Origin of the sequence: Halomonas sp. DN3 (assembly GCF_024137905.1) — a bacterium.
Classification (GTDB): domain Bacteria; phylum Pseudomonadota; class Gammaproteobacteria; order Pseudomonadales; family Halomonadaceae; genus Halomonas; species Halomonas litopenaei.
Map to the genome: position 1 here is coordinate 601,766 of NZ_CP099965.1, position 19,476 is coordinate 621,241.

A 19,476-nucleotide genomic window follows, 5' to 3' on the forward strand; every position below is an offset into this window, starting at 1 on the left:
GACGGCAACAGGCGGGGGACATGTCGGGACGGGTCGTCGTCTCAAGCCCGGTCGGCATCGGACTCATGCGGCGGCTCTCCTTGGTATGGCGGCAGGGGCGAGGGGCGCGCCCATCAGAAAAAGGTCAATCCGACCTGGAACAGGCGTTCGACGTCACGGATCTTGCGCTTGTCGACGACGAACAGGATGACGTGGTCACCGCTCTCCACCACCACGTCGTCGTGGGCGATCAGCACTTCCTTGCCGCGCACCACCGCGCCAATGGTGGAGCCACCGGGCAGGTCGATGTCGCCGATGGCACGACCGACCACCCGGGAGGACTGGCTGTCGCCGTGGGCGATGGCCTCGATGGCCTCGGCGGCGCCGCGGCGCAGCGAGTGGACGTTGACGATGTCACCGCGGCGCACATGGGTCAGCAGGCTGCCGATGGTGGCCTGCTGGGGCGAGATGGCGATGTCGATCTCGCCGCCCTGGACCAGATCCACGTAGGCGGCGTTGTTGATCAGGGTGAGCACCTTCTTGGCACCCATGCGCTTGGCCAGCATCGACGACATGATGTTGACCTCGTCGTCGTTGGTCAGCGCGCAGAAGATATCGCAGTCCTCGATGTTCTCCTCTTCCAGCAGGCGTTTGCTGGTCGCGCTGCCGTGCAGTACCACGGTGCGGTCGAGGCGTTCGGAGAGCTGGGTGCAGCGCTCGAGGCTGTGCTCGATCATCTTTACCTGGTGGCTGTGCTCGAGGTGCTCGGCCAGGCGCTCGCCGATGTTGCCGCCGCCGGCGATCACCACCCGGCGGAAGTCGCGATCCAGTCGCCTCAGCTCGCTCATCACCGCGCGTATATCGCGCCGGGCGGCGATGAAGAAGACCTCGTCGTCGGCCTCGATCACGGTGTCGCCACGCGGAATGATCGGACGGTTGCGCCGGTAGATGGCGGCCACCCGGGTGTCGACGCTGGGCATGTGACGGCGCAGGAAGCCGAGCTCCTGGCCGACCAGCGGACCGCCGTAGAAGGCCTTGACCGCCACCAGCTGGACCAGTCCACCGGCGAATTCCAGCACCTGCAGGGCGCCGGGGTGCTCGATCAGCCGGCGAATATGGTCGGTGACCACCTGCTCGGGGCTGATCAGTACGTCGATGGGCACCGCCTCGTGGGCGAACAGTCCCTTGCGCGCCAGGTAGGCGGTGGCGCGCACTCGGGCAATCTTGGTCGGGGTACGAAACAGGGTATGGGCGACCTGACAGGCGATCATGTTGACCTCGTCGGAGTTGGTCACCGCGATCAGCATGTCGGCGTCTTCGCAGCCGGCCTGGCGTAGCACCATGGGGTAGGAGGCCGCCCCGGAGACGGTGCGGATGTCGAGCCGGGTATGCAGCTCGCGCAGGCGCTCACCGTCGGTGTCCACCACCGTGATGTCGTTCTCCTCGCGGGCCAGGTGCTCCGCCAGGGTGCCGCCAACCTGGCCGGCGCCGAGAATGATGATCTTCATCGTCGTCGTGTCCGAAGAGGGGTTCAGAGCCTATGGTGCGTCGCAGCATTGAGCCAGCATACCCGAGCTCTGAACAGTACAACAGGGCGGGAGAGTCCCGCCCTGTGCTGAAAGGAAACACCGCAGGACTCGTGCAATGCAAGTCCCGTGGGTCTCCGGGTCGAATCAGCCTCGGAGGTCAGTCGAGGGTGAAGCCGACCTTGACCGTGACCTGCCAGTGGGCCACCCGGCCATTCTCGATATGGCCGCGGGTATCGGTCACCTCGAACCAGCGCAGGTCATGCACGGTTTCCGAGGCCTTGGTGATGGCCCGCTGCACCGCATCTTCGATGCTGGTTTCCGAGGAACCGGTCAACTCGATCTGCTTGTAGACGTGTTGGCTCATACAGACTCCCTGTTGGAGAAGCATAGGTCACGGGCGGCCAGGCCGACGTCCTGGTCGGACTAGCGGCCCGTCTTCACCAGTCTGGCATAGAAGAAGCCGTCATGGCTGTCGACCTTCGGTAACAGTTGGCGTCCGGCCCCGGAAACCTGGCCCCAGGCGATGCCGTCGGGCATCTGCTCGCTGGCGTCCGGGGTGCGCGCGAGAAAGTCGCGGATCTGGTCGCGATTCTCTTCCGGCAGCACCGAGCAGGTGGCGTAGAGCAAGGTGCCGCCGGGCTTGAGCAGCGGCCACAGATTGTCGAGCAACGCGCGCTGCAGCTGGGCCAGCTGGGCAATGTCGCTGGGCCGACGCAGGCGCTTGATGTCGGGATGACGGCGGATGACGCCACTGCCGGAGCAGGGGGCGTCGAGCAGGATGGCGTCGAACGGGGTGCCGTCCCACCAGTCACGCTCGGTGGCGTCGCCCTGGGCCAGGGTCGCCGACAGGCCCAGACGAGTCAGGGTGTCTTCCACCCGTGCCAGGCGCGCGGCATCGGAGTCGATGGCGTGCAGGTCGACGTCGAACAGCTCGAGCAGGTGAGCGGTCTTGCCACCGGGGGCGCAGCAGGCGTCGAGCACCCGTGCACCCGGCCGCGGTGCCACCACCGGGCCAAGCAGCACCGCAGCCAGTTGGGCGGCCTCGTCCTGGACGCTGACGTGGCCCTGGGCGAAGCCGGGCAGGGCGTCCACGTCGCGGGCGGTCTCCAGCACCAGCCCGTCCGGGGCGTGGGCGCAGAGCCTGGCGGAGATGCCGGCTCCGTCGAGGATATCCAGATACTGCTCGCGGTCGTTGTGGCGACGATTGACCCTCAGGGTCATCGGTCCGGGCTGGTTGTTGGCCTCGCAGATCGCCTGCCAGTCATCGGGCCAGGCCTGGCGCAGCGACTTGAGCCACCAGCGTGGGTGCAACAGCGCCACCGCCGGGTCACGGTCGACTTCGGCTTCCAGCGTCGACGACTCGCGCTGCAGCCGGCGCAGACAGCCGTTGAGCACCCGGGTGGCCCAGGCCTTGCCGAGCAGTCGCGCGGCGCCGGCAGTCTCGCCTACCGCCGCGTGGGCCGGGATGCGCAGGTACAGGAGTTGATAGGCGCCCAGCAGCAGCAGCGCCTGGATGTCGGCATCGCGACTCTTGAACGGTTTCTCGAGTAGCTGAGCGGCCAGTGCCTCGAGCCGTGGCAGGGTGCGGCAGACGCCGAAGCACATGGCCTTGAACAGGGCTCGGTCGCGGGCCACCACCTGATGGTCGTCCAGGGTGGCCAGCGAGCCCTTGCCGGTGATCACCGGCACCAGCGCCTTGGCCGCGGCGGCGCGGACACAGTCACCCATGTCGCGTCGGGCGTTGGCGTGACGACGGCCATGATGGGGTGGCTTGCGATCGCGTGGGGGTTGAGAATCGCTCATGCGGAGGTCTCCGGGAAAGGACGTCCCAGCAGCGTGCCCTGGGGAAAGCGTTCGGCCCTGGCGCGCAACAGCTCGGATACCGCCAGCGCCTTGCCGCCGGGCAGCTGGGCCCGGGTGATGCGAAGGCGCTCGCGGCCCTCGGCGCCACAGGCCACCAGCAGCTCGGTGTCGGCGCGGGTGATGGTGCCGGGCGACTCTGATGCGCCGTCGTCGGCCGGTTCGGCCAGGTGGATACGCAGGCGCTCATCGCCCAGCGCGCACCAGGTCACCGGCCAGGGATTGAAGGCGCGCACCCGGGCGGCCAGGGTCGCGGCGGGCTGAGCGAAGTCCAGCTCGGCCTCGGCCTTGCTGAGCTTGGAGGCGTAGGTGACGCCCTGTTCGGGCTGCGGCGTGGCGGCAAGCTCACCGTCGGCGAGTCGGTCGAGGGCCTCGACCATAGCCTTGCCACCGATCTCGGCCAGTCGATCGTGCAATTCGCCGCCGGTGGTGGTGGGCAGGATCTCGGTGCGCCGGATGATCAGCATGTCGCCGGTATCGAGTCCCTCGTCCATCTGCATGATGGTGACGCCGCTCTCGTCATCGCCGGCCTCGATCGCCCGCTGAATAGGCGCTGCACCGCGCCAGCGCGGCAGCAGCGAGGCGTGGACGTTGAGGCAGCCCAGGCGCGGTGCCTCGAGTACCGGCAGCGGCAGGATCAGGCCGTAGGCCACCACCACCATGACGTCGGCGTCCAGCGCCGCCAGGGCGCGCTGTTCGGCTTCGTCCCTGAGCCGCTCGGGCTGGTACACCGGCAGGCCGTGCTCCAGCGCCAGCGACTTGACCGGGCTTGGCGTCAGCTTGCGGCCGCGTCCGGCGGGGCGATCGGGTTGGGTATAGACGGCAATCACCTGGTGGTGACTGGCCAGCAGCGCCGAGAGACTCTCGGCGGCGAAGTCGGGCGTGCCAGCGAAGATCACGCGCAGCGATCGGGTCATGTTCAGGGCCTTGGCCGAAGAATGCGGGGACAATAGTAACGGAGACGGGCGAAACGACGAAGACCGACAACGTGATTCACGTTGTCGGTCTTCGTCGTAGGCGGTTGCGGGGCCGAGATGGCGGCGGCTTGAGGGCTGCGCAGCGGCTCAGGCGCCCTGCATCTGGCGATGGCGCTTCTGCATCTTCTTCATCACCCGGTCACGCTTGAGCGGTGACAGGTAGTCGACGAACAGCACGCCCTCTAGGTGGTCGAGCTCATGCTGGATGCAGTGGGCCAGCAGTCCGTCGGCTTCGAGCTCGTAGGGCTCGCCGTCGCGTCCCTGAGCCTTCAGCCTTACCCGCAGCGCGCGCGGCACCTCGGCGTAGTACTCGGGGATCGACAGGCAGCCTTCCTGCATCGGTTCCCGTTCGTCCCCCAGCGGGGTGACCTCGGGGTTGATCAGCACCAACGGGGTGGACTGATCTTCGCTGACGTCGATCACGATGACTCGGCGATGCACGTCCACCTGGGTGGCGGCGAGGCCGATACCCGGTGCGGCGTACATGGTCTCCAGCATGTCATCGACCAGCTGGCGGACCTCGTCATCGACGTTTTCGACGGGCACTGCCTTGTTGCGCAGCCGCTCGTCGGGAAACTCGAGAATAGGGAGTCTGGCCATGCTGTGGTACCACCGTTATTCGTTCGGTTCGTGTTGCCCATTCTAGGACGACGCCGGGGGTGACCCTAGTCGTTGGCGCCAATGAGCGTGATAGGTCGCTACTATAACATGCCAGAATCGCCGTCGCGCACCGCCTGGAGCCGAGACGGCGAAGACCGCCAAGGCGTGTCGCGCCTGCCTGCCTATACTGCCGGCACTCGGCCAGGGAGGGCTCTGTCATGGAACTTGGCTTCGCACGCTGGATGGCGTTGAACGCACTGCCTCAGGTGGGCCCACGACGGCTGGCTCGCCTACGCCAGTTAAACCCTGACTGGCCCGGTGGCTGGCTGGCCCGGCTGCCGCCTGGGGCCGCGGCGGAACTGCGCTTGTGGCTGGATCATCCTAGACGCAGCCCGCTGACGGCGTTGATCGAGCAAGCCGAGGCGTGGCTGGCCGGCGACGGCGGGAAAGCGCGCAGCGCTGCCAATGAATGTCGCCTCCATGAGCGGGCCGAGGCGCGCCACCTGCTGCATCCCGATCATCCGCGCTGGCCGGCCCTGCTCGACCAGATCCCGGACCCGCCGGTGCTGCTGTGGGCGCTTGGCGATCTCGATGCCCTGATACCGCCGAGGCTTGCCCTGGTAGGGTCGCGGCGGCCCACTCGCGAAGGCTTGGTCAATGCGCGCAGTTTTGCGGTGGCGCTGGCGGAGGCCGGCTGGTGTCTGGTCAGCGGCATGGCGCTCGGCATCGACGGTGCCGCCCAGGCGGCGGCGCTGGATCTTGGGGGGCGCAGTATCGCGGTGCTGGCCGGCGGCGTCGATGTGGTCTATCCCGGCCAGCACGGCGCCCTGTATCGGCGCCTGCGCGACGACGGTGGCCTGCTGCTGGCGGAGTCTCCCCCTGGAGTGCGGCCTCGCTCGGGGGATTTTCCCCGGCGCAACCGCATCGTCACCGGGCTGTCCTGCGGTGTGCTGGTGGTGGAGGCCGCCGAACACAGCGGCTCGCTGGTCAGTGCCCGCCTGGCCGGTGAGCAGGGCCGCGAGGTATTGGCGCTACCCGGCTCCATCCACTCGCCCCAGGCCAGGGGCTGCCTGCGGTTGATCCGCGAGGGCGCCGCCCTGGTCAGACACCCCGACGACCTGTTCGAGGAACTGGCGTGCTGGGGGCCGCGACGCGCGACCCCGCGGTGCATTGCGGCTGGTGCCGCCGATGGTCATGTAGATAGTCCTGTAGATGGCCATTTAGATGGTCCTGTAGATAGCTCTGTCGATAATCCTGTCGATAGTCCTCTAGACAGCGCCTCCGAGCGCACCGGGGCAAGGCCCGCGCCTTCCCCCGGTCGCAAGCTGCTCGATCTGCTGAGCGCCACCCCGTTGGCGGTGGACGATCTGATGGGGCTGGCGGGATGCGATGTGGCCGCCTGCCAGCGTGAACTGACGCTGCTCGAGATCGCAGGACAGGCCGGGCTGGTAGCCGGCGGGTGGGTGCGTCTGGATGGTGGCAAGGGCTAGCCGCCCGATGACGAGGCCCGGCCGAACAGGGTGCCCATGGCCGTGGGGGAACGGGCGGATCGCCTACGTCGGCGGCGACAGCGGCGTGCGACGCAAGTCCCGACGCCGTGCTAGCATGGCGCAACGATACTCCCTGCCCTGATCTTTCGATTCGGTACCGATTCAGATAACGACCCCATGAGTGATTCCGATTCCTCCCTCGTGTCCGTCGTCGACGCCCTGCGTCGTGGCGGTGTCATTGCCTATCCCACCGAGGCCGTCTGGGGCCTGGGCTGCGATCCCGACAACGAAGAGGCGCTGACCCGGCTGTTACGCCTGAAGCGCCGTGACCCGGCCAAGGGGGTGATCCTGATCGCCGCCACCATCGAGCAGTTTGCTCCCTGGCTCGAAGGATTGCCCGCCGACCTTCATGCGCCTCTTGTCGCCAGCTGGCCGGGCCCCAACACCTGGCTGGTGCCGGACAATGGCCGCACCCCGTCGCTGGTGCGAGGCTGCCACGATAAGGTGGCGCTGAGGGTCAGTGATCATCCCGGTGTACAGGCGCTGTGTCGTGCCTTCGGCGGGCCGCTGGTGTCCACCTCGGCCAACCGGGCAGGAGAAGCGCCGGCCATGAGCGAAGCGGATATTCGGCGAATCTTCGGCAACGAGCTGGACGCGGTCGTGCCGGGAGCGCTGGGCGGCAATCCTCGCCCCAGCACCATCCGTGACCTGCTAAGCCGCGAGACCCTGCGCCACTGACATGGCTCTCGGCCCGGCCCTGGGCGCACCTTTTTACGCATCGCTTTTACTCATCGCTTTTTAGTCAACAACAGGAGCAGACGTGTCCGAGCCCAATCTTGAAGAGGTCAAACGCTACCTGCTGGAATTGCAGGATCGCCTGTGCGAGGCCTTGGCCGAGGCCGACGGCGAAGGGCGCTTCCATGAAGACGACTGGGTGCGTGAGGAAGGCGGCGGCGGCCGTTCCCGGGTCATCGAGGAAGGCGCGCTGTTCGAAAAGGGCGGGGTCAATTTCTCCCACGTCCACGGCGCGACCCTGCCCCCGGCAGCCACCGCAGCACGCCCGGAACTCGCCGGGCGCGGCTTTCAGGCGGTGGGGGTGTCCTGGGTGCTGCATCCGCGTAATCCCCACGTACCCACCAGCCACGGCAATGTGCGCTTCTTCATCGCCAGTGCCGAGGGCGAGGCGCCGGTATGGTGGTTCGGCGGTGGCTTTGACCTGACGCCCTACTACCCCCAGTTTGAAGACGCCTGTCACTGGCACCGGGTGGCCCATGACCTGTGCCAGCCGTTCGGTGACGACGTCTACGAGCGCTACAAGCGCTGGTGCGACGACTACTTTTTCCTCAAGCACCGAGGCGAGACCCGTGGTGTCGGCGGGCTGTTCTTCGATGACCTCAACGAGGGGGGCTTCGACCGCTGCTTCGCGTTTCAGCGCGCGGTAGGGGATGGCTTCCTGAACGCCTATCTGCCCATCGTGGAACGTCGTCGCGATACCCCCTGGGGCGAGCGCGAACGTGAATTCCAGCTGTATCGGCGAGGTCGCTACGTGGAATTCAACCTGGTCTGGGACCGTGGCACCCTGTTTGGCCTGCAGAGCGGCGGTCGCACCGAGTCCATCCTGATGTCGATGCCGCCGCTGGCGCGCTGGCAGTACGACTACCAGCCGCAGCCCGGCTCTCCCGAAGCGGCGCTGGAGGCCTATCTGAGCCCCCGGGACTGGCTTGGTGAAGAGGCCTCGAGCCAAGCGCGATGACCGTCAGCGGTCACAATGCGGCATACGACAACGTCAAGAGCGAGGTTAACCGTCCGATGAACGATCGCTACTGTGTGTTCGGCAATCCGGTGGGGCATTCGAAATCGCCGGTGATCCACAGCACCTTTGCCGAGCAGACCGGTGAATCGCTGGAATACACCGCCATCGAGGCGCCACTGGAGGACTTCGGCGGTGCCTGGCGCGCCTTTGTTGCCGAGGGCGGGCGCGGCGCCAATGTGACGGTGCCGTTCAAGGAAGACGCCTACCGGCTGTGCGACAGCCTGAGCGAACAGGCGCAGCGGGCCGGGGCGGTCAACACCCTGACGCTCAAGGCCGATGGCAGCGTCGAGGGTCACAATACCGATGGTATTGGCCTGGTGGCGGACCTGGAGCGCCAGCAGGTAAGGCTTGAGGGTGCACGTATCCTGGTGCTGGGTGCCGGAGGCGCGGTGCGCGGCGCGCTGGAAACGTTGCTGTCGCGACGTCCCGCCTCGCTGCGGCTGGCCAACCGCACCGCCGCCAAGGCCGAGGCGCTGGCGCGGGATTTCGCCGACCTGGGCCCCGTGTTGGGCGGCGGCTACGACGCCGTCGACGAGCGCTATGACCTGGTCATCAACGGCACCAGCGCAAGCCTTGCCGGCGACCTGCCGCCGCTGCCGGAGGATCTCTTCAATGAGGGGGCTGTCGCCTACGACATGATGTACGGCGCCGAGCCGACGGTGTTTCTGGCCTGGTCGGCCGAGCGAGGGGCGAGCACCAGCGATGGTCTCGGCATGCTGGTGGAACAGGCGGCGGCGGCCTTCGAGCGCTGGCGTGGCGTCACGCCGGATACCGGCCCGCTGCATCGAAAGCTGCGAGCAGAGCTCGACGCCGGCTGAGGTCACTTCCACCGTAACGCCGGCAGCAACGACAACGGCGCCCCTGGCTCACTGCCATGGGGCGCCGTTGTCGTTGGGCGTCAATGTCGTTGGGAGTCGTCAGTCAGGAGCCGTCAGCCAACCATCGTCAGCCAGCCGCCGCGCGCCGCGATTCAGCCGCGTCGACGGTAGAGCCCCAGCATGCACAGCCCCAGCCCGACCACCGACACCAGCAGGCCGCCGTTGACCAGCCAGGGACTGCGAACGATCCAGGGAACGAAGGGCGAAGGGGTGTCGCCACAGTGGCCGGCCAGGTAGTTCCAGTGGCCCTGGTCGACCAGTTCGCACTGGCGGATATCGCCGAGTTCCAAGAAGAACAGGGTCAACAGCACCACAATGGGCACGACGAGCAGGATCAGGCCGAGCCTGGTGGAGGTGAGTTTCATGGCACCAACGAAGCGTGGAAGTGACGGGAGCCGAGGCCTCCAGGAATAGAGGCCTCGGCGATAGATGCCCCCTTGTCAGCAGCCTGGTGACAGGCTGCAGGGCAGGGGCTGTTCTGGTTCAGGGCGCCTTGCAGTTAGGCGTCAGGCCGCGGGCCTGGGCTGTTCTGGTTCAGGGCGCCTTGCAGCTGGGCGTCAGGCCACGGGCCTGGGCTTGCTCGTAGCGGGCCATGGCGTCGTTCATGCCCGCCTCGAGCCCGGCGATACGGTTGCCGTGTGCCGGGTGGGTGGACATCCACTCCGGCGGCTGGCCGCCGCCGGCGGCGCTCATGTTCTGCCACAGCTGGACGCTGGCGCGGGGATCGAAGCCGGCGTCGGCCATCAGCTGCAGGCCGATGGTGTCGGCCTCGCTCTCGTGACTGCGCGAGAACGGCAGCAGGATGCCGTACTGGGCGCCCATGCCCATGGCCGCCATCAGCTGGTCGCTGCCGGTGACACCCTGGGAGCCGAGGGCGGTACCGACCACCGACATGCCAAGCTGGGTCGCGCTTTCGGTGGAGGCGCGCTCGTTGGCGTGGTGGGCCAGCACGTGACCGATCTCGTGGCCGATGACGGTGGCCAGCTGGTCCTGGTTGGTGGCGACGTCGAGAAGGCCGGTGTTGACCCCCACGTAGCCGCCCGGCAGGGCAAAGGCGTTGGCGTCCTCGGACTCGAACACCTTGACCTGCCAGTTCTGGTTGCGCTGGTCTTCCGGCAGCGCCTGGACCACGTTGCGGGTCACGCACTGCACGTACTCGAGCTGGCGCCCGCTCACGGTGGGCAGCTCCTGCTGGTACTGGTCGAAGGCCTGGGCCCCCATCTGGCTGAGCTGCTGTTCGTCCAGCAACAGCATCTGGGAGCGACCAGTGGGTGAGGTGGAACAGGCAGCAACGGTAACCATCAGGGCGCAGGCGCCCACGGCCTTCATCCAGCGCATGGGGGGTCTCCTTGTCATGATCCGCCGGGGTCGAGCCCGAGCGTGTAGAATCGGTGCCAGTCAGTCCCCGCGCTGCAAGGGCCGGGGGGCGCTGTATAAATATCGCGAGCGATGATAGGCAGGTTGCCGCCGGAGAGGAGGGGCCGGAGTTGACTGGCCGTCAATGAGGACCCCGAGCACCGCCGGCGGCCTGGATATCGAGCGCAGCAATTTATACAGTGTTGCCCAAGATACCCGGACTGCTGGAAGGGTCAACAGCAAAGGTAGTGCACGGCCGGTCGCTATCCAGCGACAGACCCTGACCGGCGGCCATCATTTGTTACAAGGACACCTGCCCCGATGGACACTCAACTCGCCCAGCGCCTGCTGGCCCTTCTCGATCGCGTCGAACCCTGGCTGCCCGAGCCCCTCCCTGCGGTGGACTGGCGTCGTGACGTCGCTGCGCTGTGGCAGCGCCACGCCCTCGGCGGGCAACTGGTGCCGGTGCCGCCTCGGGATGCCCTGAGCCTGGACGACCTGGTCGGGGTGGAGCGCCAGAAGCGCGAGCTGCTGGCCAATACGCGGGCCTTTCTGCGTGGCCTGCCGGCCAATCACGCGCTGCTGTGGGGCTCTCGTGGCAGTGGCAAGTCGTCGATGGTGCGCGCGCTGCTCAACACCTTGGCTGACGAAGGTCTGCGGCTGATCCAGGTGGACCGCCACGACCTGGCCGGACTGCCGCTGTTGGTGGAGCAGTTGCGTCACGAACCGGCGCGCTTCGTGGTGTACTGCGATGATCTGTCGTTCGAAGGCTCCGACGACGCCTACAAGGCGCTCAAGAGTGTTCTCGACGGCACCCTGACTGGCCCTCCCGAGAACGTGCTGATCTACGCCACCTCCAACCGGCGCCACCTGATGCCGGAGCATATGAGCGACAACCAGCAGAGCCACCTGACGCCGGACGGCGAGGAGCTGCACCACGGCGATGCGGTGGAGGAGAAGATCTCGCTGTCCGACCGCTTCGGGTTGTGGCTGGCGTTTCATCCGTTCAACCGGGAGACCTATCTCGATACCTGTCGCCACTGGGTCGAGCGCCTGGGCCAGCCGCAGGACTGGGATGACGAAGCGCCGGTGGCGGCCACCCGCTTTGCCACCATGAGAGGCGGACGCAGCGGCCGCTGTGCCTACCAGTTTGCGCTGGACTGGGTAGGGGCTCGTCGCCTGGCAGAGCAAGCCTGAGGCGCTGCCGCAGGCTTGCAGGCCAGGCTCAGCAGCGAGCGAGGCATGGTCTCGACATCCGGCAGCATGCGTGCACGAAAACGCCCGGTTCCTCTGGCGAGGGACCGGGCGTTTCGTTGTCGTTCAACACCAGGGGCGAAAGAGCGGCGAGTGACGCCGGTGACGCTTAGCGGCGGCTCTTGCGCGCCTCCTTGGTGCGCCCCAGTTCGCGCTTCTTGGCCTTTTCCTTGTCGGAGGCTTCGGCCAGACGGTCGTAGGGGTTCTTGCCGGAGCGGAACTCGAAGCGCATCGGCGTGCCACGGACCTTGAGCACCTTGCGGAAGGTGTTGGTCAGGTAGCGCTTGTAGGCTTCGGGCAGCTTGTCGGTCTGGTTGCCGTGGACCACGATGATCGGCGGATTGCTGCCGCCCTGGTGGGCCATGCGCAGCTTGATCCGGCGGCCGTGGACCATCGGCGGCTGGTGCTGCTCGACGGCGTCCTGCAGCAGCGTGGTCAGACGGTTGGTCGACCAGTGGCTGTTGGCGGAGGCGAAGGCGCGCTCCAGCGACGGGTACAGGTCGCCCACGGCGGTGCCGTGCAAGGCCGAGATGAAGTGCAGCTCGGCGTAGTCGGCGAAGCCCAGACGGCGCTTGATCTCGGCGCGCATCTTGTCCTTGGCCTCGCTTTCCAGGCCGTCCCACTTGTTGACCGCCAGTACCAGCGCGCGGCCAGAGGTCAGCACATAGTCGAGCAGGTGCAGATCCTGCTCCACCAGGCCGGTGCGGGCATCGAGCACCATGATCGCGACGTGGCACTCCTTGATCGCGTCCAGGGTCTTGATGATCGAGAACTTCTCGGCCACCTCGGTGACGTTCTTGCGCCGCCGGACGCCGGCGGTATCGACCAGCACGTAGGGCTTGCCGCGACGCTCGAAGGGGATCTCGATGGCGTCACGGGTGGTGCCGGCCTCGTCGAATACCACCACCCGGTCCTCGCCCAGCAGGCGGTTGACCAGGGTCGACTTGCCCACGTTGGGACGACCGATGACACCGATGCGGATACCCTTGCTGCCGGTGTCCGCGGGGATGTCCATGTCGCGCTCGGGGAACGGCGAGAGCACCTCGTCGATCAGCGCGGTGACATTGCGGCCGTGGGCTGCTGCGATGGGCCGGGGATCGCCGAGACCGAGCTGCCAGAAGTCGGCCATGGCCGAGTGTTCCTCGAGGCCGTCGGTCTTGTTGACCACCAGCCAGGTCTTCTTCTGGTTGACCCGCAGGTGGTTGGCGATGGCCTCGTCGGCGACATTGAGGCCGGCACGCGCGTCCACCAGGAACAGCACGATGTCGGCTTCGTCGATGGCCTGCAGCGACTGTTCGGCCATGGCCGCGTCGATGCCTTCCTCGTCACCGCTGATGCCGCCGGTGTCGATGACGGTGTAGGCCTTGTTGCCGAGCATACCGTTGCCGTACTTGCGATCCCGGGTGAGGCCGGGGAAATCGGCCACCAGGGCGTCGCGAGAGCGGGTCAGGCGGTTGAACAGGGTCGACTTGCCCACATTGGGCCTGCCGACCAGTGCGATCACGGGGGTCATGGGCGGATGTCCAGAGCCTCCAGGCTTCCGTCATTGGCCAGGGCGTACACGCGCTTGCCGTCGGTGAGAGGGCGCACGCTGATGCCTGAGCCGTCAATATGGGTGCGGCCGACCAGGCGTCCGCTGCTGGCGTCGATAAAGTGCACATAGCCTTCGGCGTCGCCGAGCACGATGCGGCCGTCGGCGAAGGCCGGGGCGGTCACCGAGCGACCGTAGAGGTCCTCCAGGCGCCACAGCTCGTTGCCGCTGTTGGCGTCGAAGGCGATCAGGCGGCTGGCCTCGTCGACCACGTAAAGCGTCTCGCCCACCAGCACCGGGGTGTGGTAGCTGGACAACGGCGTCGACCACAGGGTCTCGCCGCTCTGGGCGTTGAGCGCCACCAGGCGACCATTGAAGCTGGTCACGAACAGGCGGCCGTCCGGAGTCAGCACCGGCTGGCCGGCCAGGTCGACCAGACGGTCGATGTCATTCATGCCGGTGGCCACGGCGATGGTGCGCTCGGAGATCTGCTGGCCCGAGCGGTTGTCGATGATCGACAGACGGCCGTTGGCAAAGCCGGCGAAGGTCACCTGATCGATGGCGGTGGGGGTGCCGGTGCTGCGCAGGGTCAGCGACGGCATATTGGCGCTGAACACCCACTGGCGGTCACCGGACAGGCGATCCAGGGCGGTCACGGTGCCGTCCACCGCCTGCACGATCAACAGCTGGGTGGTCGGCTGGGGCGCGGCCAGCACTTCGCTGGGCACACGGGTACGCCACTTGACCCGGCCATTGCGCTGGTCGAGGGCGACCACCTCGCCGTTGCGGGTGGCCAGGAACAGATCGCCGTCCACTGCGGTGATACCGCTGGAGATCGGTGAATCCAGTTCGGCTTCCCATTGGGTGTCGCCGTTGGCGGTGTTGAACGCCTCGACCAGGCCTTCCTCGTCGGCGGCGAACAGGGTCGAACCGGCCAGGGCGGGTTCGATGGGGTAGGTGGCCTCACCCAGGCCTGCGCCCACGCCTTCGCTCCAGCGGGTTTCGACCCGGGTGGACTCGGCGAAGTCCTTGAGTTCCTTGGGCGGATACTGGGGCTCGGACTTGCTCGCGCAGCCGGTCAGCAGGGCGGTCAGGGTGACGGCGGTCGCCAGGGCGATCCGGGTTCGGTTAAACGGGGTCTTCATAGGGTGGCCTCCTGATCACCGAGGTCGTCGAGCTTGAGCGAGATACCGTAGAGCGGCTGACCGCTTTCTTCGGCCAGTGACTGGGCGCTCTGCCAGGCCTTGGCGGCCTGGTCGTGCTGGCCGGTGGCGTGGTAGATGTCGCCGCGCACGTTGTCGCGCTGGGCGGCCAGGGCCTCGGGGATGTCACCGTCGAGGGTGGCCAGGGCGGTCTCATGGTTGCCCTCGGCGCTCTGCAGGCGCGCCAGGCGCAGGCGGGCGAGGCCGGTCAGGTAACCATCGTCGCTGCCCTCGATGAGGGTCTCCAGCGACTCGCGGGCGCCCTCGACATCGCCTGCGTCGACCTCCAGGCGGGCCTCGAGCAGCAGCGCAAGCTCGCTGTACAGGGTGCCGTCGTGGTCTTCCTGCAGGGTGTCGACCAGCCCCTGGGCCTGGGCCAGGGCCCCGTCGTCGAGGCTGTCGCGGCTGGCCAGGTCAAGAAGCTGCTGGTAGCTGCTGGAGGCGGCCACGGCCTGCCCCTGCTGGTAGTCCTGCCAGGCGTTCCAGCCGAACACGCCAGCGGCGGCCAGTACCGCACCGGCGAGCAGCGAGGTGCCGTTTTCCTTCCACCAGCGCTTGATCGCCTCAAGCTGTTCTTCTTCGGTTCTCAGCTCCGCCACGGGCGGTCTCCTTCTAATGGTCGTGCCGTCACTCGGACAGCAGGCTCGTCAGGGTGGTGGCCAAGGACGCTTGCTCGACCACGCGTTGTTCGCGGTCGTCACGCAGGAACTTGATCGCCACCTGGCCGTTTTCACGTTCGTTTTCGCCGATCAGCAGGGCGAGGCGGGCACCGCTGCGATCGGCCTTCTTGATGCGGCTCTTGAAGCTGCCGCCGCCACAGTGCAATTGCACGCCAAGGGCCGGCAGCTCATCGCGCAGGCGCTCGGCCAGGGCCATGGCGTCGCCGTCGGTGCTGGCGTCCATGCCCAGCACGTAGGCGTCGAGCGGGGCGCGGGCCTCCTGCGGCACGATGTCCAGGGTCTCGAGCAGCAGGATCAGACGCTCGATGCCCATGGCGAAGCCCACCGCCGGGGTCGGCTTGCCGCCGAGCTGCTCGACCAGGCCGTCGTAGCGTCCGCCGGCGCATACGGTGCCCTGGCTGCCGAGGGCGTCGGTGGTCCACTCGAACACGGTGCGGCAGTAGTAGTCGAGACCGCGCACCAGGCGCGGGTTGATCACGTAGTCGATGCCGGCGGCGTCGAGGCGCGCGGTCAGCGCCTCGAAGTGCTCGCGGGACTCCTGATCCAGGTGATCCATCAGCTGGGGCGCCTGGCTCAGCATCTCGGCCATGGCCGGATTCTTCGAGTCGAGGATACGCAGCGGGTTGCTGGTCAGGCGGCGCAGCGAGTCCTCGTCGAGGACTTCGCGGTGCTGCTCGAAGTAGGCCACCAGGGTGTCGCGGTAGGCCGCGCGCGCCTCGTTGGAGCCCAGCGAATTGAGCTCCAGGGTGACGTGATCAAACAGGCCGAGCTGCTTCCACAGACGCGCCGACAGCAGGATGACTTCGGCGTCGATGTCCGGGCCTTCCAGGCCGTAGGTCTCGACCCCGACCTGATGGAACTGACGGTAGCGGCCCTTCTGCGGGCGCTCGTGGCGGAACATCGGGCCGGTGTACCACAGCCGCTGGGTCTGGTTGTACAGAAGGCCATGTTCCATCGCCGCGCGAACCGCGCTGGCGGTACCCTCGGGGCGCAGGGTCAGGCTGTCGCCGTTGCGGTCCTCGAAGGTGTACATCTCCTTCTCGACGATGTCGGTGACCTCGCCGATCGAGCGGGCGAACAGGGCCGTCTGCTCGACGATAGGGGTACGGATCTCGTTGTAGCCGTAGCGCTTCATCAGCGCCTGAACCTGGGACTCGAAGTACTGCCACACCGGCGAGGCGTCGGGCAACAGGTCATTCATGCCACGGATGGCCTGGATCTTCTTGCTCAAAACTTGCTCCTTGGTCTCGCCGTAGTCACGGCCCTCGCCCGGCCTCACCGGGCGAGAGCGTTACAGGCGAGCGATGACGTCGCGTTCTGTCGCTTCCTTCTCGGCGACCTTCTGGCGAATCAGCGCCTCGAGATCGTCGACCAGGTGGTCATTGCGCAGTTTGCTGGCGGGCTTGCCGTCGATGTAGACGAGGTTGGCCGGGGTGCCGCCGGTCAGACCCAGGTCGGCTTCCTTGGCCTCGCCGGGGCCGTTGACCACGCAGCCGATGACGGCCACGTCCAGCGGCGTCATCACATCCTCGAGGCGCTCTTCGAGGGCGTTCATGGTGCTGATGACGTCGAAGTTCTGACGCGAACAGCTCGGGCAGGCGATGAAGTTGATACCCTTGGCCCGCAGGCGCAGGCTCTTGAGCATGTCGAAGCCGACCTTGACCTCTTCGACCGGATCCGCTGCCAGCGATACCCGGATGGTGTCGCCGATACCGTCCATCAGCAGCATGCCAAGGCCGATGGAGGACTTGACGGTGCCCGAACGCAGACCGCCTGCCTCGGTGATACCCAGGTGCAGCGGCTGCTCGATGCGTGAGGCCAGGTCACGGTAGGCGGCCACCGCCATGAACACGTCGGAGGCCTTGACGCTGACCTTGAAGTCAGGAAAGTCGAGGCGATCCAGGTGATCGATATGGCGCATCGCCGATTCGACCAGGGCCGCCGGCGTCGGTTCCCCGTACTTCTTCTGCAGGTCCTTCTCCAGCGAGCCGGCGTTGACGCCGATACGGATCGGGATACCGTTGTCCCGGGCGGCGGAGACCACCGCCTGGACGCGGTCTTCACGGCCGATATTGCCGGGGTTGATGCGCAGACAGTCGACGCCAAGCTCAGCCACGCGCAGGGCGATGCGGTAGTCGAAGTGGATGTCGGCCACCAGCGGCACCTGGGTGCCCTGCTTGATGCGACCGAAGGCCTCGGCGGCGTCCATGGTCGGCACCGAGACGCGTACGATATCGGCGCCGGCCTGTTCGAGGGCACGAATCTGGCCAAGGGTGGCCTCGACGTCCAGGGTGTCGGTGTTGGTCATGCTCTGCACCGAGATGGGAGCGTCGCCCCCGACCGGTACCGAACCGACATGAATCTGGCGTGACTGGCGTCTTTTGATCGGTGAGTGCGAATGCATGGCGATCAATCACTCTCCCAGGGTAAAGCGGGCGACATTGTTTCTGCCGGCACGCTGTTGCAGGTCGACGGTTTCTCCGCCCCACAACAACTCCACGCCGGTGGCGTTGCCGACAGTCATGCGGAAGGGCGGCTCGCCCTCCACGGTGGCTTCGGTGCCCGGTGACTGCAGGCCGACGAAGACACGGGTATTGGTGCTGTCGAAGATCTCGGTCCAGGACTGCTCGTTGAAGGTCAGCTTGAGGATACGACGGCTGTCGGCAGCCGGCGCGGCCTCGGCGGCGCCCTCATCCTCGGTGCCCTGTGCATCGTCGGCGCTAGCTGTCTGCTCGGCGCTGGCGTCGTCGGCACCAGCGCTTGCAGCCTGGTCGGTGCTGTCGTTGGCGCTGTCGTCAGCGGGCTCGCTGGCTTCGGCGGCAGCCGCTTCGGTGGCCGCCACGGTGCTCGGCGTCGAGGCGCCAGGCTCGGCGCCGGCGCTTTCTGCAGCGCTGTCGGCGGAGGCCTGCTCGCCATCGACCAGTCCCATCTCGCTGTCCTCGGCGGGCAGCGGGGGCAGGTTGTCGTCGCCCTCGGTGCCCTCGTCGCTGACCGCGGCGTTGCCGTCGATGGTGTCCACCGAGACCGGGCCGTTGTCGCTGACCTCGGGCGGCTCGCTGCCACCACGGCTCTGCCACCACATCAGGGTCAGCCCGATCAGGCCGGCGATGACCACCAGGGTCATCAGCCGAAACAGCCAGGCGCCCAGGCGCGAGGGGGGCTTGTTGATGTACACCGGGGTGACCTTGCGCTCGACTTCCTCGTTGCCCATGCGCGCTTCATACAGCGCCATCACCCGGCCGACATCGACGCCGAGCAACTGGGCGTAGCTACGCAGGTAGCCGCGTCGGTAGGTCACCACCGGCACTTCATCGTAGTTGTCGATCTCCAGCCCCTCGATCACGGCGGGACGGAGGTTGAGGGCTGCCCCGACTTCCTCGCGGGTCAGCCCCTGGCTCTCTCGTTCATGGCACAGCAAGGCGCCGGGAGAGGCGTCCCCGGAGGGCGTTTTGGACAAGGAGACCTCGGAGTCGGTGTACTGACTGTCGCTCATGGCTGAGCTTCCTTCATCGTGTAAACAGTGATCAAAGCGCGCGTGAAGGCTGGTCGGGTTCGGCCGATGACCGGGCGCCGGTGTCGGCGTCTCCCAGGCTAGCGGCAAGCTGCCTGGCGGCGGTGGTCCATCCCGCCTGGCTCACGAAGCGATCCAGCTGTGATCGGGCGCGCATAAGGTTGCCCTGTGCGTATTCCAGTTCGGCGAGGGTCAAGTGGCTCGCGGGCAGGCTCGAGTCGATGCGTTGGGATCGCTCCAGCGCCGCCCTGGCCGTCTCGACCTCGCCGAGTTCCCACCGGCAGCGTCCCAGGTTGGCAAACAGCTGGGCCCGGTGGGCATAGTGTATATCGTGACTGGCCTGTTCAAGCTGCTCGCAGGCCTCACCGGTTTGCCCCCGATCATACAGGAAGGCGGCGTAATTGTTGCGTGCCCGGGTGAAGTTCGGGTCTTCATCGAGGGCGCGTCGAAAGAACTCGTCCGCCAGCGCCGCTTCCCCCTGGCGTTGGTGAATCAGTGCCAGGGCCTGCAGCGCGGCGGCGTCATCGGGATCGAGCGAGACGGCGCGATCGAGTGCCGCCGTGGCGCGGGGAAGGTTGCCCTGGCGCAGGTAGGCTTCGCCGAGGTTGCGATAGGCGACGGCGGGGGACTCGTCGGACTGGGGCACGGCGACGGCGCAGCCGGCAAGCGTCAGGGGAAGCGCGATGGCCAGTCCGATGACCAGGCCGCGCAGGCCGGCGCTTGAGCTGTCTGCCTGGCACGTCATGGCGTTGTCGTACTCCCGCTGCTTGGCCGTGGCGGGAAGGCGTCTGGCGACACCCGCCCGTGGGCAGGAAA

The 19,476-nt window shown here is 67.1% G+C and carries 19 protein-coding genes; 5 read left to right on the forward strand and 14 right to left on the reverse strand.

The window, feature by feature from the left end; genetic code table 11:
- Positions 1 to 113: 113 nt before the first annotated feature.
- From trkA to def, 5 genes are all read right to left on the reverse strand, one after another.
- A complete protein-coding gene (trkA, locus tag NKF27_RS02755) occupies positions 114 to 1,487 on the reverse strand; it encodes a Trk system potassium transporter TrkA (RefSeq protein ID WP_045995220.1) in 1,374 nt (457 codons plus the stop codon).
- Between the two features lie 178 nt (positions 1,488 to 1,665).
- Positions 1,666 to 1,872 (reverse strand): dodecin, encoded by a 207-nt coding sequence (locus tag NKF27_RS02760; protein ID WP_045995219.1) that lies wholly within the window; start codon positions 1,870 to 1,872, stop codon positions 1,666 to 1,668.
- Between the two features lie 59 nt (positions 1,873 to 1,931).
- Complete coding sequence (gene rsmB, locus NKF27_RS02765) at positions 1,932 to 3,236, reverse strand: 16S rRNA (cytosine(967)-C(5))-methyltransferase RsmB (protein WP_253556399.1); 1,305 nt, start codon at positions 3,234 to 3,236, stop codon at positions 1,932 to 1,934.
- Positions 3,237 to 3,307: 71 nt separating this feature from the next.
- The gene (fmt, locus tag NKF27_RS02770) at positions 3,308 to 4,285 is read right to left on the reverse strand and encodes a methionyl-tRNA formyltransferase (RefSeq protein WP_253555266.1); all 978 of its coding nucleotides are present in this window, start codon (positions 4,283 to 4,285) and stop codon (positions 3,308 to 3,310) included.
- A gap of 147 nt (positions 4,286 to 4,432) precedes the next feature.
- On the reverse strand, positions 4,433 to 4,945 hold the full coding sequence (gene def, locus NKF27_RS02775; protein ID WP_253555267.1) for a peptide deformylase: 513 nt from the start codon (positions 4,943 to 4,945) through the stop codon (positions 4,433 to 4,435).
- Positions 4,946 to 5,163: 218 nt separating this feature from the next.
- On the opposite strand from def, the gene dprA reads away from it, so the two are divergent.
- The 4 genes from dprA to aroE all read left to right on the forward strand — a co-directional run bounded on the left by dprA (position 5,164) and on the right by aroE (position 9,066).
- Entirely contained in the window at positions 5,164 to 6,435 is a 1,272-nt protein-coding gene (gene dprA, locus NKF27_RS02780) for a DNA-processing protein DprA (RefSeq protein ID WP_253555269.1), read from the forward strand.
- A 177-nt stretch (positions 6,436 to 6,612) separates the two neighbouring features.
- Complete coding sequence (locus NKF27_RS02785) at positions 6,613 to 7,173, forward strand: L-threonylcarbamoyladenylate synthase (RefSeq protein WP_253555270.1); 561 nt, start codon at positions 6,613 to 6,615, stop codon at positions 7,171 to 7,173.
- An 82-nt stretch (positions 7,174 to 7,255) separates the two neighbouring features.
- On the forward strand, positions 7,256 to 8,188 hold the full coding sequence (gene hemF / locus NKF27_RS02790; protein ID WP_253555271.1) for an oxygen-dependent coproporphyrinogen oxidase: 933 nt from the start codon (positions 7,256 to 7,258) through the stop codon (positions 8,186 to 8,188).
- Between the two features lie 56 nt (positions 8,189 to 8,244).
- Entirely contained in the window at positions 8,245 to 9,066 is an 822-nt protein-coding gene (gene aroE / locus NKF27_RS02795; RefSeq protein WP_045992778.1) for a shikimate dehydrogenase, read from the forward strand.
- Positions 9,067 to 9,218: 152 nt separating this feature from the next.
- Here aroE and NKF27_RS02800 read toward each other — a convergent pair whose 3' ends face one another.
- Together NKF27_RS02800 and NKF27_RS02805 are read right to left on the reverse strand one after the other, a co-directional pair.
- Positions 9,219 to 9,491, reverse strand: coding sequence for a hypothetical protein (locus NKF27_RS02800; RefSeq protein WP_108448515.1), 273 nt, complete (start codon positions 9,489 to 9,491; stop codon positions 9,219 to 9,221).
- A 169-nt stretch (positions 9,492 to 9,660) separates the two neighbouring features.
- A complete protein-coding gene (locus tag NKF27_RS02805) occupies positions 9,661 to 10,464 on the reverse strand; it encodes a M48 family metallopeptidase (RefSeq protein WP_108131243.1) in 804 nt (267 codons plus the stop codon).
- A gap of 339 nt (positions 10,465 to 10,803) precedes the next feature.
- On the opposite strand from NKF27_RS02805, the gene NKF27_RS02810 reads away from it, so the two are divergent.
- Complete coding sequence (locus NKF27_RS02810; RefSeq protein ID WP_253555272.1) at positions 10,804 to 11,679, forward strand: ATP-binding protein; 876 nt, start codon at positions 10,804 to 10,806, stop codon at positions 11,677 to 11,679.
- A 166-nt stretch (positions 11,680 to 11,845) separates the two neighbouring features.
- Here NKF27_RS02810 and der read toward each other — a convergent pair whose 3' ends face one another.
- Genes der through pilW form a run of 7 tightly spaced genes read right to left on the reverse strand, consistent with a single transcriptional unit; the run spans position 11,846 to position 19,405 of the window.
- Positions 11,846 to 13,249, reverse strand: coding sequence for a ribosome biogenesis GTPase Der (gene der, locus NKF27_RS02815; protein WP_045992742.1), 1,404 nt, complete (start codon positions 13,247 to 13,249; stop codon positions 11,846 to 11,848).
- Positions 13,246 to 14,412 carry an outer membrane protein assembly factor BamB gene (gene bamB, locus NKF27_RS02820; protein WP_045992743.1) on the reverse strand — a complete coding sequence of 389 codons (1,167 nt, stop codon included), beginning with the start codon at positions 14,410 to 14,412 and terminating at the stop codon, positions 13,246 to 13,248. The genes der and bamB overlap by 4 nt, the downstream gene beginning before the upstream one ends.
- Positions 14,409 to 15,068, reverse strand: a complete 660-nt coding sequence (locus tag NKF27_RS02825; protein WP_253555273.1) for a tetratricopeptide repeat protein — start codon at positions 15,066 to 15,068, stop codon at positions 14,409 to 14,411. Before NKF27_RS02825 ends, bamB begins: the two co-directional genes overlap by 4 nt.
- A gap of 28 nt (positions 15,069 to 15,096) precedes the next feature.
- A complete protein-coding gene (gene hisS, locus NKF27_RS02830; protein ID WP_261395062.1) occupies positions 15,097 to 16,380 on the reverse strand; it encodes a histidine--tRNA ligase in 1,284 nt (427 codons plus the stop codon).
- Between the two features lie 60 nt (positions 16,381 to 16,440).
- Complete coding sequence (gene ispG / locus NKF27_RS02835; protein WP_045992780.1) at positions 16,441 to 17,553, reverse strand: flavodoxin-dependent (E)-4-hydroxy-3-methylbut-2-enyl-diphosphate synthase; 1,113 nt, start codon at positions 17,551 to 17,553, stop codon at positions 16,441 to 16,443.
- Positions 17,554 to 17,562: 9 nt separating this feature from the next.
- Entirely contained in the window at positions 17,563 to 18,642 is a 1,080-nt protein-coding gene (locus tag NKF27_RS02840; protein WP_253029249.1) for a RodZ domain-containing protein, read from the reverse strand.
- A 31-nt stretch (positions 18,643 to 18,673) separates the two neighbouring features.
- On the reverse strand, positions 18,674 to 19,405 hold the full coding sequence (gene pilW, locus NKF27_RS02845) for a type IV pilus biogenesis/stability protein PilW (protein ID WP_253555274.1): 732 nt from the start codon (positions 19,403 to 19,405) through the stop codon (positions 18,674 to 18,676).
- Positions 19,406 to 19,476 lie beyond the last annotated feature (71 nt).